The sequence below is a fragment of the Lapidilactobacillus mulanensis genome, from assembly GCF_003946215.1.
In the GTDB taxonomy this organism is placed as follows: Bacteria; Bacillota; Bacilli; order Lactobacillales; family Lactobacillaceae; genus Lapidilactobacillus; species Lapidilactobacillus mulanensis.
In genome coordinates this window covers 40,155-57,376 of record NZ_RHOW01000004.1, presented here as the reverse complement: position 1 = coordinate 57,376, position 17,222 = coordinate 40,155, and the positions used below count along the sequence as shown (strand labels likewise).

Sequence of the window (17,222 nt, the reverse complement as noted above, 5' to 3'; positions counted from 1 at the left end):
GTTCTAACAAGCTACACAAGGCACCATTGTCGTCACCACGCATATTGTAGTATGCTGTGGGTGACGATTTTTTTATTTGGAGGCGTTTATGATGAACGAGACGAAAACATTGTATTTAATGCGGCACGGTGAGACTTTATTCAACGTTGAAAATAAAATTCAGGGTTGGTGTGACTCACCACTAACGGATCGTGGCATTCAGCAAGGCTTGGCTGCCCATGAGTTTTTCCAGTCGATCGAGTTGGATCACGCTTATAGTTCAACTGCCGAACGTGCCAGCGACACACTTGAATTAGCGATCGACGCGCGCTTGCCTTATCAACGTTTGAAAGATCTCAGAGAAATGGGTTTCGGCACTTTCGAAGGTGAGAGTGAACGCTTGAATCCAAAATCACCCAAGGAATATCAAAGCTTCTTCGTTCCTTATGGGGGTGAATCTTCCAACGCGGTGGGCGAGCGGATGCTGAAAACATTGACGGGAATCATGTCCTTAGAGGATCGTCATGTGGTCTTGGCGGTTTCCCATGCGGGAGCGTGCTTCAACTTTTTGCGGATGTTACAAGATCCGACGGAAGAATTAGCGAAAGGCTTTACCAATGGCATGATTTTCAAATATCAATTTACGGCGCAACAATTTCACTTAGAAGAAGTGATCCGTCCGCAGATTTAAAAAAACCGTCTCGATTTTTCGAGGCGGTTTTTAATGCATGATTGCTGGACCAATGTCACTAATACGCCGATCTGTGTCGTTAATGCGCAAATAAGTTTCGGCGCGATCATTTTTTAGAAAGATGGCAGGCTGGTCTGCGGCAATTTCGCGAACCGTTATTTCTAGCAAGCGATGATGGTCAACTTGGATAATTTTGATGTCGTTGGGTTGGACTACTTCTGCAGAAATGATGGCGGGATTTTGTTGATCACACAAGAAAGTTGTCTTTAATTTTTCCGGATCGGATAGACCGACCGCTTGAAAAGTGTGCTCGTGGACGTTTTCGTAGACGCCAAGAATGACGCGCCCACCGATCGTGTTGGCGAAGGCACTGATCGTTTCCCAAATGGATTCGGGTAACCGATTCTTCGAAGCATGTTTGTATTCGGTTTGGCGATCTTCCGTGGGCAAACTCATACCAGTGCCTCCTCGATTTGTCTGATAACTTTATTGTTAACAATTCTAAAGAGTAGGTCAAGAAAAAGGACATCAATTCAATCGGCGCGTGGTAAAATTTAAGTTCACGAAATTTTCAGACAAAAAGGAGTGGTCACAGTGGAATTACATGATTTGTACGATGCACAGAAGCAAATGTTGCCGGAAAAACATGAGCGTGGAACCAAAATGGCGCCTGGGACATATCGATTTGTGGTGATGGTTTGCATCTTCAACGCTCAAGGACAAGTTTTGATTCAACAACGACGCGCAGACAAAATCGGTTGGCCCAGTTATTGGGATCTTACCGCCAGTGGTTCGGTGATCAGTGGTGAAACCGTCGCAGCCGGCGCCAGTCGCGAGTTGCGGGAAGAGACCGGCATCCAGATCGATTTTGACAACACACCTAGCCGGATGACAGTGGCCTTTTCTGAAGGTTGGGATGAAATTTATTTTGTCGATCTCGACGTTGCCGTAACCGATTTACAGCTGCAAGCGTCCGAAGTTGCGGACGTTCAGTGGGTAGACGAGCAGGAATTAAAGGCGTTGCTTGCACAGGGACAATTCATTCCCTATTTATTTGCGAAAGATATTTTCAGTTGGCATTGCAGTTCTGGCGAGACCCTGACTGAGTGATCGATTTTTATGGCCATCTAAAAAGCCACTGTGATTTGAATAATCACAGTGGCTTTTGTTATCTGATTATTTATTGATCTGGATCATCCGCGTTAATTTTGAGCAGATGGGGCTTGCCATAGAAATAGCCTTGCCGTAAATCAATGTCCAACTGATCCGCGGTGGCGTCATCTTCAGCGTCTTCGATCCCTTCGAGGATGAAGCGGAGATTATATTGACAGGCAACATTCTGCCAGAATTTGACTTGCTTTTGCGTTTCTTTATCTTGAAAAGAAGCTGACAAGTCTTGTAGCGCAAATTTCATTTCAGTTGCGTAGGGCAACAGGGGTTTCACGTGGTCAAGATTATTCTGGTCCATCCCCACATCATCGAGGCTGAGCTCCATGCCGCGATCGGTGAAACGCTGAACCATTTCGATGATCTGCTCGGTCTTAAAGTTTTCATCATCGGGTTCTTCGGTCAACTCGACAATTAATTTCAATGGCCGCAAAATCGATTGAGATTGAATGATCGCATCGTCGATTTGCGGATCCATGAGTTGTGTTCGGTTAATATTGACCGACACAGAACCGATTTTTAATTCGAGTTGTTTGACCGTCTCGACTAAAGTGTCGGCAATAATTTTCGGTGGAATTTCCGCGAATGAATGAGGAGGGCGCCATCCATCCGGCGTGTGGTACTTCATTAATAATTCATATCCGATCAATGTATTATTGATCTTATCTAATTGTGGTTGGATAAAGTAGCGATAGCGCTTTTCGTCTACTGTGCTCACAGAGAGGCCTCCATTTCTCAGTTATCAACTCCATTCTAAGCCATTTTTGGACAGAATGGAAATCAGAATTTACCTGATCAGAAAATAATTTATTTTTCATGACCATCTTTTCAGTAACACGCAGAGCTAAATCGATGCTTTTTTAAGTTTAAGAATCGCAATTTTAAAATAATTTACCGTGTTGGCGCGCTTTGTACTATAATTGAAGGTAAGTGCAATTGTATACGAATAATTGTGGGATCGATCGGAATCATTTTTTTAGTTGAATTGACGCACAATTTTATCTGTGAAATCAATATTTGAGGAACGGGGAATTGATAGGAAAGTTATTATTGTTGGCTGCACACATGCAGGAACAGTTGCGGCGACGCAGATTCTGGAAGATCATCCTGAGACAGACGTGACGATTTACGAGCGTCATGATAATATCTCTTTTTTATCTTGCGGGATTTCACTTTATTTAGGCGGGCAAGTTAAACGCTTGGAGGACATGTTCTATTCGAATCCAGAGGCATTACGGCAACTGGGAGCCACCGTGCGGATGAAGCACGACGTTTTAAAAATCGACGCCAAGCAGAAGGAATTAACCTGCGAGAATTTAGACACGAACGAAGTTTTTACCGATTCGTACGACAAGCTGATCATGGCAACCGGTTCTTACGTTAAAGTACCGCCAATTATGGGCGTTGATCATTCTCGAGTTTTATTATGTAAAGATTACGCCCAAGCACAAGCCATTTACGACACCGCGAAAAATCACAGACGAATCGCAATCGTCGGTGGGGGTTACGTGGGAGTCGAATTGGCGGAGAGTTACGCCAACACCGATCATGAAGTTAGTTTAATTCAGGGACCAGATCAATTGCTGAATAATTACGTAGATGCCGAGTTGGCAAAAGTGATCGAAACAAGTTTGGTCAATCACGGGGTGCACGTTTACGATCGCGAACACGCTCATGGGTTCAAGGGCACGGATGAAGTGATCGTAGAGACCAATAAAGGTGAACACGCCGCAGATTTAGCGATCGTGAGTACAGGTTTCGTGGCCAACACTGAATTACTGCGTGGCCAAGTAGAAATGGACCGACGCGGCGCTTTGTTGATTGACGATTATATGCAAACTTCTGACCCAGCTATTTATGCAGCCGGAGATGCCAGTGCGGTTCATTATAATCCAACTGGCAAAACGGCTTATATTCCGCTAGCCACTAACGCCGTACGTCAAGGCAAACTGGCGGCGATCAATCTCTTTGGCCATACTCAGAAATATATGGGCACTCAAGGCACTTCTGCCATGTCACTGTTCAATCATACGCTGGCTTCCACCGGGCTGACTTTGCATCACGCACAAGCCGCCGGATTCAATGCCGCATCTGTGACCTATCATGATAATTATCGTCCCGATTACATGCCGACGACGGCCATGCTGACGATTATTTTAGTGTACAATCGCGATAACCGGCAAATTTTGGGCGCGCAATTATATAGCAAGCATGAAGTTGCCCAGTCTGCGAATACAATTTCGGTTTGTATCCAGAATAAAAATACCATCGATGATTTAGCCTACGTTGATATGCTTTTTCAACCGAACTACGATCAACCATTTAATTATTTGAATTTAGTTGCACAGATGGCGATCGAACAAGAAAAGGTAGCTGCAAAAGGTTAGAACTATTCAAAAAAATAAATTCGATCGTGATAATTTCTTGACCAGCGTCAATTTGGCCATCAACAGTTGTCAGTAATATTTTCTGCAAGGGATGATTAATTTGACGGAGAAACTCTGGCTCGTCAAGCCGCTGTTTACCGGGATTTTCTTTTCACTGGGAATAATTCTGTTCTTCCAGCTATTAGTACGTTTAGTTTTACAATACTCAGCCGCACATCAACAAAATATGGACAAAGTCGATTTTTCTGTTGGCCGTTTAAAAATCATTAGTGTGGTTTATTTTTCGGTATTGGCTAGTTTGTTTGAATATAAATCGGCATTATCGCGTAGTTATGCGGCATTTATTAATTTTCGAATGCTGTTACTGATTTTTATCGTGGTTTTTCTGGGCTTCCGTTCGAGTTTCGAAATTATGTCGGTCGATGTTTTAGCTCACTTGTTTTTTTATCATTTTTCGATCGAGACCCTATATCATTCGCTGTTCATGCTCTTGATGTTATTGTTGATCACATTGGTGGCTTATCTGATTCGAAAGCGCGATTCGCCGGCGGGGTGGGTCATTCCGGCGGTTCAAGGATTGATCACAATGGTCTGGATCACGCTACATTATGTTAATGTGGTCGGGATCGGTAAAGTGACGACTTCTGAAATGTGGTTCAATATTTGGAGCTTTCTGTTGATGGAGACGATTTTATTCTTCGGATTAACGATTTTGTTCCGCGATAATCAGCAATTGATCAGCGTGACTCGTCAAGCAACGATCGATACATTGACAAAGTTGAAGAATTATAATATGTTTCATAAGGAGTACGCAAACGTTTTCGCCCGTGCTCAGATCGATCAAAACGATTTAAGTATGATCGAAATGGACATCGATCGATTTAAGGGAATCAACGATACTTACGGCCATTTGGCGGGTAACGATGTTTTGACCAGGGTCGGCGCAACGTTGCGCGAAATTACCGATCAAATTCCTGATGCCGAATGTTATCGCACCGGTGGCGAGGAATTCAGTATTCTCCTCCCACATAAAACGGTGGCGGACGCCCAAGTTATTGCCCAAGACTTGCATCGACAAATTGCCGCGCTCACCGTCAATTACAACGGTCAGCCGATTACCTTTACCGCTTCGATTGGCATCGCCAAGTTGCGGGTCGCCGATCGAACTTCAGATCAATTATTCGAACGTGCCGACCGAATGCTGTATTTATCTAAAGGACGTGGGCGTAACTTGATCACGACCGATGAAACTGAGTAATTTTATGACTTAAATTTGAGGAGGTATATTCAGGTGACAAAGACAATTTTTCCAAAAGATTTTCTCTGGGGTGGTGCAACAGCTGCCAATCAATTAGAGGGTGGCTATCTAGAAGGTGGCCGCGGTCCGTCGATCGACGATGCATTACCCGGTGGCAAACAGCGAATGGCCGTGGTTTCTTCGCCAGATTTCGACTGGACGATCGATCCCGATAAGTACGTTTACCCGAACCACTCAGGCATCGACTTCTATCATCATTACCAAGAAGATATCGCCATGTTTGCGGAGATGGGCTTCAAAGTTTACCGCTTCTCAATTTCATGGAGCCGGATTTTCCCCCAAGGTGATGAAACCGAGCCTAACGAAGCCGGACTCGTCTTCTATGATCAGGTGATCGACGAATGTTTGCGCCACAATATTCAACCACTGATCACCCTACACCATTATGAGATGCCACTGTATCTGGCGAAACATTATGGTGGTTGGAAAAACAAACAGCTGATCGAATTTTTCCAACGTTTTACCGCAACGGTTATCAATCGTTATGGTGATCGCGTTAAATTGTTCTTAACTTTCAACGAAATTAATTCGGCTGCACATTTGCCTGTGCTCAGCCAAGGCCTCGTTCACAAGACCGGTGCCGACGATCCGAAGAATATGTTCCAAGCCTGGCATAATCAATTTGTTGCCAGTGCCCAAGCTGTCAAAATTGCCCACGAATTCGATCCCGCCATCAAAGTGGGTAACATGATTATTTATTCGACGAGTTACGCGTACAATTCGGATCCCGTCAACCAAATCGCCAACCTCGAATATAATCAGGACTTTAATTTTTACTGTGCAGATGTGCAGGTCCGTGGTGAATATCCCGCTTATACTGACCGCTACATGGCAAGCAAAGGTGTTAAACGAAGTGATTTGGACATCACCGATGAAGAATTGGCGTTGATCAAGAAATATCACGTCGATTTCATTTCCTTTAGTTATTACATGTCGACAACGACCGAAGTCACGGGTGTCAGCCATGAGACTGCAGAAGGAAACCTGCTAGGTGGCACTAAGAACCCTTATTTGGAATCCAGCGAGTGGGGCTGGCAGATTGATCCAGCCGGACTCAGAATCGCACTAAACGAATTATATGGCCGTTATCGCGTGCCATTGTTTATCGTCGAAAATGGGTTAGGCGCCAAAGATCAAGTTGAAGCAGACGGTCGTATTTTTGACGATTACCGCATTAACTATTTGAAATCACACATCCAAGCCATTGCCAATGCGCTCGAAGACGGCGTTCCTGTGATGGGTTACACGCCTTGGGGTTGCATCGATTTAGTCAGTGCCTCTACAGGCGAGATGTCGAAACGATATGGCTTTATCTATGTCGATCAAGATGATCAAGGCCACGGAACTTTGGCACGGTCCAAAAAGAAGTCGTTCAATTGGTATCAGCGTGTGATCGCAACGAATGGCGCGCAATTGGATAATGAAGTTGACTATTAATTAAAAGTTTGTCAGATGAAGGGCTCGAAAAATGAGTTCTTTTTTTTGTGTGGTTCCGGCTAAATTTGTGGTGGGAACTGGGAGACTGCTGTGGGGACGGCTGCAGGATTTTCCAAAGTACGGAAAATTCTTCCGCCTGAAATGTGAGCTCTTCCAAAATCGGGAAGATCTCACATTTCCCCTTTCTGTAAACTCACAAAACCCGTTCGTTAACAGAAATGCCACTGCAGTCCCAGTTCCCACCACAAATTTCGCCTAGTCTATTCGTAAGAGCTCGATATGTTTAACGTTGCGTATTTAGTTTATTTTTCTAAATTTTAACGCGCAAAACGAGAATTGGTAATCTAGACCAACGACAAATTTAAAAATAGGCGCAATCTTTCGCCAAAAACACGATGATATCCGCTTTTTTAGCCTAATCTGCACCTTTTTTAGTGTTTTGTCGTGTCTTAATTTGCGCAGATTTGAAATTCATCACTTTTCTTCTTTGGTTATTCAAAGCAAAGGCTACCTTGATAATCAAACTTTCAGGAACCCATCTATTCAATTCCTACACTAACTCAAATACGTTTAGGTTGAAAGTGCTGGGGCAGGCGGTCCCACAGCCACAGACCTGCCTGCCCCAGCACTTTAGGCCGAAGGTAGATTTTTTCCAAGATGTCACAGTTAGTATTGCCAATGCATAATATTTCAATGTCACATAAAAAATTTTCTATATTATGTAAGCCCTTTATTTGTTATATTGAGATTGTTGTTAGAGCGCATACAAATGTGTAAAAGAGAGGAAGAATATATTTATGAAGAAGAAAACTGCAATTTTAACGTTGGCCTTAGCATTAGGGTTAACCGCATCGCTAGCGGCATGTGGATCATCAAGTAATGATAGTTCGGGCAGCTCCAAGAAAGATGGCACAGCGAGTTCTGGCACTGTAGCAAACAAAGATAAACCGTTGGTGTGGTATAACCGCCAACCTTCAAACAGTTCTACGGGAGAATTGGACAAAACGGCGCTTAGCTATAATGACAATACTTATTATGTGGGCTTTGATGCACAACAAGGTGCTGAAGTTCAGGGACAAATGGTCAAAGAGTACATCGAAAAGAATATTGCAACGGTTGACCGGAATGGGGATGGCGTGATTGGTTACGTCTTAGCCATTGGTGATGTTGGTCATAATGATTCGATCGCACGTACGAGAGGTGTTCGGACAGCGCTTGGAACTGGCGTTAAAAAAGGTGAAGGCGTTGATAGTGAGCCAATTGGTACCAACGCTGATGGCAAAGCAAAAGCCGTCAAAGATGGCACGATCAAAGTAGCTGGAAAAACTTATAAAATTCGAGAACTGGCTTCACAAGAAATGAAGAATAATTCGGGCGCAACTTGGGATGCTGCGACTGCCGGGAATGCAATCGGAACTTGGGCTTCTTCTTTTGGCAAACAAATTGACGTTATTGCTTCTAACAACGACGGTATGGGAATGTCAATGTTTAATTCTTGGGCAAAAGACAACAAGGTACCAACTTTTGGTTATGATGCCAACAGTGATGCCGTTGCTGCAATTGCTGAGGGATATGGTGGGACAGTGAGCCAACATGCCGATGTTCAAGCTTACTTGACGCTCCGCGTGCTCCGTAATTCTCTAGATGGTGTTGATATGGACACTGGTATTGGCAAAAAAGACGATGCTGGTAACGTTTTAAGCAAGGATGTTTACACTTATAAGAAATCAGAACGTTCATATTATGCGTTGAATGTTGCAGTTACAGCTGATAATTACAAAGACTTTACAGATTCAACTAAGGTTTATGCACCGGTTTCAAATCAGTTGGACAAATCAAAATCTCCTGAAAAGAAAGTTTGGTTGGATATCTATAACTCATCTGATAACTTCTTAGGATCCACATATCAACCACTGCTCAAAGCCTATGATGGCCTCCTTAATTTGAAGGTTGAATATATTGGCGGGGACGGACAAACAGAATCTAATATCACGAACCGGCTGGGTAATCCTAGTGAGTATGATGCGTTTGCCATTAACATGGTTAAAACAGACAACGCAGCTTCTTATACTTCAATTCTTAACCAATAAAGGTAATTCAAAAACAGGCTGGGATCGTGACGAAGTATTGTCGCAATCCCAGTTTTAAATGAACAGTACGCGAGAGGCAACTCATTTGAAAGTCTTGTAATAGATTCAAAAACCACTGGAATTTCACAGGAGTAAAAATAATGGCAGAAGAGAAGAATGATATCGTTTTATCGATACGAGGTTTGAGTAAGTCTTTTGGTCGCAACCGGGTGTTGGACCATATTGATCTGGATGTTAAACGTGGAACTGTAATGGGACTCATGGGAGAAAATGGGGCTGGTAAGTCCACCATGATGAAATGTCTTTTCGGAACATTTCAAAAAGATGAGGGTACTTTTTTCTTAGAAAATAAGGAAGTCGACTTTGGTGGTCCCAAAGATGCTCTGGAAAATGGCGTAGCGATGGTCCATCAAGAATTAAATCAGGCCTTAGAAAGAAATGTCGTGGACAACTTATTTTTAGGACGCTACCCAGTTAATTCTTTAGGTGTGATCGATGAAAAGCGAATGAGACGAGAGGCGTCTAAACTCTTTATCAGTCTAGGAATTACCGTCAACTTAAGCCAACCGATGCGTACAATGTCTGTTTCTCAAAGACAAATGTGCGAAATCGCCAAGGCAATCTCTTACAATTCTAAGGTGATCGTCCTGGATGAACCTACTTCCTCACTAACCGTTCAAGAAGTGGAAAAGCTTTTCGAAATGATGAGAATGTTACGTGACAAAGGGATTTCGCTGATTTATATTTCGCATAAGATGGATGAGATCTTTGAAATTTGTGATGAAGTCGCCGTCTTACGAGATGGTAAGCTAGTTACCACGAAATCAACCAAAGATACCAATATGAATGAATTGATCACGGCGATGGTTGGACGTTCGCTGGATAATCGTTTTCCACCAGTTGACAATGTGCCAGGGGAAACAATTTTATCTGTTCGCAATTTATCGACTAAATTTACGCCACAGTTGCAAGATATTAGTTTCGATGTCCGTAAAGGCGAAATTTTTGGTTTGTATGGTTTGGTCGGTGCAGGCCGGACAGAACTCCTCGAGACGATATTCGGTATTCGCACGAGGGCTTCAGGGCGGGTTTATTACAATAATAAACTGATGAATTTCAATAGCGCCAAAGAGGCCATGGAGCATGGATTCGCCATGATTACCGAAGAGCGGAAAGCCAACGGGATGTTTGCGAAGGGCAGCTTAACTTTTAATACGACAATTTCCAATTTGCCTCAGTACAAATCAGGCGTGGCACTTTCTAATCCTAAGATGGAAAAAGCAACTTTAAATGAAATCAAAATAATGCGTACCAAAACTATGGGACCTAATGATTTGATTTCCAGTCTTTCAGGCGGTAATCAGCAGAAAGTGATTTTCGGCAAGTGGCTAGAACGAAATCCCCGTGTTTTTATGATGGATGAGCCCACTCGCGGGATCGATGTTGGCGCGAAGTACGAAATCTATGAGTTGATCATTGAAATGGCGAAGCAAGGTAAAAGTATTATTGTGGTTTCGTCAGAAATGCCTGAAATTCTTGGGATCACCAACCGGATCGGGGTCATGTCAAATGGTCAACTTTCAGGGATAGTCAATACGGCAGAAACGAATCAAGAAGAGCTGTTAAGGCTCAGTGCAAAGTATTTATAGTAAAGGAGATAAAAAAGTATGGTGATTCAAAAAAATAAAATCCTGACCGCTGAGCAAGAAATTGCGCTCCTTCAACCAATTGATGAACATGTCGGCCAAATTCAGAAAAAAATCGACGAACTACGTGTAGATGGTACGGATAAGGTCATTACAGCATTGAGCAATATTGAAAATGCCAAGCATGACCGCAGTCAATCGAAAGAAGAAAAAGCACAAGCTATAAAGGGTTACAAGGCAGATTTAGAAAAAGCTAAAAAGGTTGAAGCCCAAAACAAAAGTGCGATTAATCAGTACATTGATCAAGCAGAAGCATACTTAAAAGAACATTTCGAAAAAGATTATTTCCAGCATGTTAAAGAAAGTACGGTTCAAGAAAAAATAGCGGCTGAGAAAGATTACCAGAAAAATGTTCAGACACTTGATGAAACTTATAAAAAGGAAAATGCTAAGCTTTCAGATCCTCAGGAAATTAAAGAGGAGAAACAAGTCTATAAGAATAAACGTTACGACGCAAAAATGGATTTACAAGCTGAAGAGCGTCGGATTAAAGACAGAAAGCATTTGGCCTTTTTGAAGAAATATCAACTCATTGACTTACTTAAAATGTCGCGTCCTAGTTTTACAGAATTGCTGGATCAAAAATGGGAAAATTATAAGTACACTTTCAACCGGCGAGATTTTCTGCTGCGTAATGGATTATACTTTGCGATTATCATCGTCTTTATTTTTCTAGCCATTCTGACACCCATTGTGAAAGGGACACCGCTACTAACTTACAATAATATTATTAATATCCTTCAGCAAGCTTCACCACAAATGTTTCTTGCGCTTGGTGTTGCGGGATTAATTCTATTAACGGGTACGGATCTTTCGATTGGGCGTATGGTCGGTATGGGCATGACGGCTGCGACGATTATCATGCATCAAGGCATTAATACCGGTGGTGTCTTTGGTCATATTTTTGATTTCACGAAGATGTCATTGGGTGTCCGAGTTATCTTTGCACTAGTCGCCTGTATTGTATTATGTACAGTGTTTACGACGATTGCCGGATTCTTCACCGCTCGGTTCAAGATGCATCCATTTATTTCAACTATGGCTAACACATTGATTATTTTCGGATTGGTCACTTATGCGACTAAAGGGGTTTCCTTCGGTGCCATTGACCCCGGGATTCCTAACTTGATCATTCCTAAGCTGAATGGTTTTCCAACCATTATTATTTGGGCAATAGCTGCTATTGTAATCGTTTGGTTTATCTGGAATAAGACCCGCTTTGGCAAAAACCTATACGCAGTTGGTGGTAATCCTGAAGCTGCATCCGTTTCTGGTATCTCTGTTTTTGCAGTTACCATGGGTGCATTTATCTTAGCCGGAATTCTTTATGGATTTGGTTCTTGGCTGGAAACCGCTCGAATGGTTGGATCTGGTTCAGCAGCATATGGTCAAGGTTGGGAAATGAATGCGATCGCAGCCTGTGTGGTTGGTGGTGTTTCCTTTACTGGTGGGATCGGAAAAATTTCTGGTGTCGTTGTCGGGGTGACGATCTTTACCGCATTGACATATGCTTTAACAATTCTTGGTATCGATACGAACCTCCAGTTTGTCTTCTCAGGTATTATTATCTTAGTTGCCGTAACCTTAGATTCGTTAAAATATGTACAGAAGAAATGAGTCGCTACTTGCTTAATTGGCAAAAATAGATTCAGGATCAATAACAATAGTCTTGGAAAATTTGAATTAGATAAAAACGATTCAGTTGTGTTGTGCAGCTGAATCGTTTTTTGTCGCTTATTGGTTTGAAATCATTTATTCGATGCGCATGCGGACTCAGTTCTCTAAATGTCAGACTATTTTTAAATCCGATGGCTGACGCGTAACTTAGCTGGAAACAGGTCAACTATAATAAATGAATTGTATTTTTCTTAACAATTATTTGATATAATAAAACTGATTCTGTCGACAAGGTGGCATAAAATAAAAATTAAAAAAGCGCCCGGCATAAAAGTTAAGCGCTTTATCTAGTATCTCTACTCTAAATATAACTGGAGGAAAGATTATGGAAAACTACACGCTCCTTTTAGTGGATGATGAGGAAGAAGTTTTAGACGCCATCATTAAAAAACTTGATTGGGAGGCGTTAGGCTTTACGATCATTGGACGAGCTAGCAGCGGAATGAAAGCGCTTGATATCATGGCCGATTGTCAACCTGATGTCATCATGACCGATATTAAGATGCCTTATATGAATGGGCTAGAACTTATTCAACACGTCCGAGCTGATTACCCAACTACAAAAGTGCTTATTTTTACTGGATTTGACGAATTTGAATATGCAAAAGAGGCGCTCCATCTGAGCGTGGGGGAATATATTTTAAAGCCGGCTGGTGCCAAGGAACTCACTGAAGTATTTACGCGATTGAAAGAAAAGCTAGATCGAGAAATTAATGAAAGTCGCAATGTGGAAATTTTACAGCAGCATTATCAAGAATCATTGCCACTCATGCAGACTAACTTTTATTCGACCCTGCTTGAAGGTAAAATAAAAGAAGTAGATTTACCTAGATATCTAGCAAACTATCAGATCCCCCTGACTGGTCCCTTATATTGTTGTCTGGTACTCCACACCTCCCTGACACAAGCACCAGCAGAAATGGATATTTCATTATTGGTGGCATCCGTGCAACAACAAGCTAAGAATTATTTCGATCAAGAATGGGAAGCCGTTTATTTCACGTATTTAACCGATACGGTGATGTTAGTTCAACTACAGAATGAAAATGAGGTTTCGCGATTAACTGATGATTGTGACCATCTGTGTAAATATATTTTTCGCATGATTGGTGCAATTGTTACGATCGGCATTGGTCAAGTGGCCGCTCACTTACTTGAGCTCGATCAATCATATGCCGGTGCGAGAATGGCGGTTTCTTATCGGGGAATCTACGGTGCTTCTCGCGTGATCAATATCAAAGAAGTTGCCCCACAAAAAATGGAAGGGTTCAATCTAACCGATGACATCGAGCTATCAGACCTATTAAAAAAGATTCACGTGGGATCCGCAGACGAAATTTCAGCAGAAGCGAATAAATATCTTGATCATGTTTATACTACTGAAAAATCCTTGCCACAACATATCATTGTGGTTTCAGAATTAATTGGCTCATTGTATCGTTTTGCTGCCAATAATAGTATTTCCATAGCGCCATTTACGAAAGATCTCAAGGATTTATATCAGTGGCTTCCTGACCTAGAACCAGAAGCATTGCGAAGATGGCTCGTGGAGATCAGTAACTTATTACATGAGAAGTTGCGTTCTGCCGGGAGCCGGTCTACTCAGTCCTTAGTTTCAAAGGCACAGGAGTATGTGCATCAAAATTATGCTAATGAAAGCTTGTCACTGGATGATGTCTGTCAATCTCTCGGTGTTTCCAATTCATATTTTTCTTCCATGTTTAAACGAGAGACAGGCAAATCGTTTATTGGATATCTAACTGATTATCGACTAGATCGGGCATCTCGCTTATTGCTCGAAACAGAAGAGAAAAGTTATGTGATCGGCCGCAAGATCGGCTATATTGATCCAAATTATTTCAGTTATGTTTTCAAAAGGCGATTTGGTCTTTCACCATTAAAATATAGGATGGGATATGCAGAAAGTGATGAGCAAAGGGTCAAAACACACTAACAAGATTCTTTCGATGGGTATGCAATCGATTATCATGCTTGTTTTTTCGACGTTATCGATTATCGTAACTATGATCACTGGTGTGTTATTGTATGAGCGGTTCTCTTCACTCTCGAAGGAAAAAGAAATCGATACCACACAAGAAATGGCTCAGCAAACGAGAGAATCATTGGAAGATTATCTGATTCAAATGCGACAAATATCCGATGCTGTTTATTATGATGTGGTCAAAGAAAATGATCTTTCACTCCAGACTGAACGTATTCATTCAGGCATGAATCTCCTCTACCAGAGCAACAAAAATAATTTATCAAATATTGCTATTTATAATCATTCAGGCAGTCTGATGGCGGCTGAACCAGTGGCTTTGCAGAAGGAAGACCCGGATGTGACTAGTCAGGACTGGTATCAAGAAGCGCTCGCACAAGTTGAAAATATCCATTTTTCGACGCCACACATTCAAAATCTTTTTGATAATGGCACGATGCGATATGATGAGGTCATTTCTCTAAGCCGCGCTGTGGAATTGAGTACAGGCGGTGAATCGCAGCTTGGCGTCTTACTTGTTGACATGGACTATTATCAAATTTCTCATATCATGGATCAATTGAACACCCAAAATAATGAGAAATATTTTTATCTGTGTGATAGTCAAGGAAAGATAATCTATCACCCTAAGCAAACTCAAATTGCTAGAGGAATCACTGCCGAGAACAATCAAGCGGTGGCCGATTATCAAGAAGGAAGTTATGATGAATCGTTTAGAGGGGAGAAGCGCAAAGTCATTGCTAACGACATTAGTTATACAGGTTGGAAACTAGTTGGTGTGATCCCAGCCACGACATTTAAGCAAGATCGGTTACAAGCCGGTCTTTTCATGTCGCTATATTTGGTAATGATGGCAATGGTTCTCGTGGTCGTAAATCGCTTGATCTCTCTAAGAATTTCACGACCACTGAAAAAGCTTAATGACTCTGTAACCGAATACGAATCAGGTAAAACACCAAATATTTATAGTGGTGGTTCTTCAGAAATTAGACATCTAGGCGAATCGATTCAGCAATCGTACGAACAAAATGAGCAACTGATGCAGGAAGTGATCGTGGAACATAATGAACGGCGTAAAAGTGAGTTGGACGTTTTGCAGAGCCAGATCAATCCCCACTTTTTATACAACACCTTGGATTCTATCACTTGGATGATTGAAGGTGAGCGTAATGAGAAGGCGGTGTTCATGATCACGCAACTCGCTAAGTTATTTCGAGTCAGTTTATCAAAAGGGCGTACGATTATTTCGATTGCAGATGAATTGCAACATGCAAAAAGCTATATGAATATTCAAAAGGAACGTTACCAAGAATCCATTTCGGTTGAGTTTGAAATTGATCCACAGATTGAAAAATATGCGACGGTTAAATTAATTCTGCAACCCATCTTGGAGAATAGTCTGAATTATGCGGTGCGCGATGTGGATGATGAGGAATATATCCGAGTAGTAGGTAAATTTTCAGATGGTGATATTGTTCTCTCGGTCACTGACAATGGCATTGGGATGTCCGCAGAACAAGTTTCGTCGCTCCTGAGTGATAGTACCAAGGTAGCTAAAAAAGGATCTGGTGTGGGGCTTGTAAATGTCAATAAACGTATTCAACTTCACTTTGGCACGGAATATGGATTAACGATCAAGAGCAAACCCGATGAAGGCACCACAGTCGTTATGAGATTCCCGGCAATTCCTTATTCTGAAGAAACTCGAAAGCGTCTTGAACAGGGGCTGCATAGTCAAGGAATCGCTGGTCAGGATAGTGGAGGCACCGATGAAAAATAATAAAATATTTATTCTGGTTGAAGCTGTCTTAGCTATCTTAGCGATTATTCTCGCTTCTGTGATGTTAAACGGGAATACCAATTCAGTTGTGGGCAAAGTGGCTGTTATCATTCCTGACTCTGATGGGAATCAATGGGCTTCGTTGAGATATGGCCTAAAAAAAGCGAGCAAGGATTTTAATGCAGAAATGTTTGTTGTAGATACTGGAAAAACGATGACTGTCAAAGAGCAACAGCGCTTAATTGATCAAGAAATCAAACAGGGGGCTGATGCGATTATTCTCCAGCCCGCCACTGGAGCCAATATGGAAGCAACGCTAACGAAAAGTGACCATCAGATCCCGATCCTCTTAATTGGCTCTAAAGCTTCTTTAACATCGAAAACAACGGCTTTAAATACAGTTGAACCAGATAATTACGCTATGGGGAAAGCTTTGGCTAAAGAAATATTGAACGACTATTCGGGGAATCTTGCTGGAAAAACAATTGGACTTGTTTCCGAAACAAAATCCACAGAAGCTGTGGCGCGTCGACAGCAGGGATTTGAAAATGGGATTAAAGGGAAAGGTGCAATGATTTCTTGGCAAACGAGTCACTCGACTGAAACAGATCAAAACAAAAAACGCTCACAGCTAACGAGAACAAATGTGCTAGTTGCATTAGATGATCAAAGCTTGACGATATTGGGCAATCAAGTTAAGACTAACAATTTAACTGGTCCGGTCGTTTATGGCATCGGTCATTCTACCGAGGCGATTTATTATCTCGATACAGATGCCATAGAATGTCTCATTGTGCCTGATCAATTTAGTGTGGGCCATCAAAGCCTAAGTCAGTTAGCACAGTTTCTTAAGCATCCATACAAAGGTATTCAAGCTCAGTCTGTTTCTTTTCGCGTCATACGTCGTGAACAGCTGTTTTCCGAAAAGAATCAGCAACTCTTAACAACGATGAATCAATAGTCTTTATTGAAGTAGAGGTGTTATGTT

Annotated in this window: 13 protein-coding genes; 11 read left to right on the top strand and 2 right to left on the bottom strand. The window is 42.0% G+C overall.

Annotated features, from left to right (window positions below; genetic code table 11):
- Nucleotides 1-88: 88 nt before the first annotated feature.
- Nucleotides 89-670: a histidine phosphatase family protein gene (locus EKM67_RS01840; protein ID WP_125576703.1), complete on the top strand. Its 582-nt coding sequence runs from the start codon at nt 89-91 to the stop codon at nt 668-670.
- Nucleotides 671-700: 30 nt separating this feature from the next.
- Here the strand turns inward: EKM67_RS01840 and EKM67_RS01835 are convergent, their stop codons facing one another.
- Nucleotides 701-1,126, bottom strand: a complete 426-nt coding sequence (locus EKM67_RS01835; protein WP_125576701.1) for an AlbA family DNA-binding domain-containing protein — start codon at nt 1,124-1,126, stop codon at nt 701-703.
- A 138-nt stretch (nt 1,127-1,264) separates the two neighbouring features.
- Here EKM67_RS01835 and EKM67_RS01830 point away from each other — a divergent pair, with 138 nt between their 5' ends.
- Nucleotides 1,265-1,780 (top strand): NUDIX hydrolase, encoded by a 516-nt coding sequence (locus tag EKM67_RS01830; RefSeq protein WP_125576699.1) that lies wholly within the window; start codon nt 1,265-1,267, stop codon nt 1,778-1,780.
- Nucleotides 1,781-1,850: 70 nt separating this feature from the next.
- Here EKM67_RS01830 and EKM67_RS01825 read toward each other — a convergent pair whose 3' ends face one another.
- On the bottom strand, nt 1,851-2,555 hold the full coding sequence (locus tag EKM67_RS01825) for an EAL domain-containing protein (protein ID WP_125576697.1): 705 nt from the start codon (nt 2,553-2,555) through the stop codon (nt 1,851-1,853).
- Nucleotides 2,556-2,841: 286 nt separating this feature from the next.
- On the opposite strand from EKM67_RS01825, the gene EKM67_RS01820 reads away from it, so the two are divergent.
- From EKM67_RS01820 to EKM67_RS01780, 9 genes are all read left to right on the top strand, one after another.
- Complete coding sequence (locus EKM67_RS01820; RefSeq protein WP_225417274.1) at nt 2,842-4,224, top strand: FAD-dependent oxidoreductase; 1,383 nt, start codon at nt 2,842-2,844, stop codon at nt 4,222-4,224.
- A 100-nt stretch (nt 4,225-4,324) separates the two neighbouring features.
- Nucleotides 4,325-5,482, top strand: coding sequence for a GGDEF domain-containing protein (locus EKM67_RS01815; protein WP_164506529.1), 1,158 nt, complete (start codon nt 4,325-4,327; stop codon nt 5,480-5,482).
- Nucleotides 5,483-5,515: 33 nt separating this feature from the next.
- Nucleotides 5,516-6,979, top strand: coding sequence for a glycoside hydrolase family 1 protein (locus tag EKM67_RS01810; RefSeq protein WP_125576693.1), 1,464 nt, complete (start codon nt 5,516-5,518; stop codon nt 6,977-6,979).
- A 797-nt stretch (nt 6,980-7,776) separates the two neighbouring features.
- The gene (locus EKM67_RS01805) at nt 7,777-9,069 is read left to right on the top strand and encodes a substrate-binding domain-containing protein (RefSeq protein WP_125576690.1); all 1,293 of its coding nucleotides are present in this window, start codon (nt 7,777-7,779) and stop codon (nt 9,067-9,069) included.
- Between the two features lie 140 nt (nt 9,070-9,209).
- Nucleotides 9,210-10,718, top strand: a complete 1,509-nt coding sequence (locus EKM67_RS01800; RefSeq protein ID WP_125576688.1) for a sugar ABC transporter ATP-binding protein — start codon at nt 9,210-9,212, stop codon at nt 10,716-10,718.
- 18 nt (nt 10,719-10,736) lie between these two features.
- A complete protein-coding gene (locus tag EKM67_RS01795) occupies nt 10,737-12,392 on the top strand; it encodes a galactose/methyl galactoside ABC transporter permease MglC (RefSeq protein WP_125576686.1) in 1,656 nt (551 codons plus the stop codon).
- Between the two features lie 385 nt (nt 12,393-12,777).
- Entirely contained in the window at nt 12,778-14,406 is a 1,629-nt protein-coding gene (locus tag EKM67_RS01790) for a response regulator (RefSeq protein ID WP_125576684.1), read from the top strand.
- Complete coding sequence (locus EKM67_RS01785; protein ID WP_225417272.1) at nt 14,369-16,234, top strand: cache domain-containing sensor histidine kinase; 1,866 nt, start codon at nt 14,369-14,371, stop codon at nt 16,232-16,234. The genes EKM67_RS01790 and EKM67_RS01785 overlap by 38 nt, the downstream gene beginning before the upstream one ends.
- The gene (locus EKM67_RS01780; protein WP_125576682.1) at nt 16,224-17,195 is read left to right on the top strand and encodes a sugar ABC transporter substrate-binding protein; all 972 of its coding nucleotides are present in this window, start codon (nt 16,224-16,226) and stop codon (nt 17,193-17,195) included. The genes EKM67_RS01785 and EKM67_RS01780 overlap by 11 nt, the downstream gene beginning before the upstream one ends.
- Nucleotides 17,196-17,222: the final 27 nt, after the last annotated feature.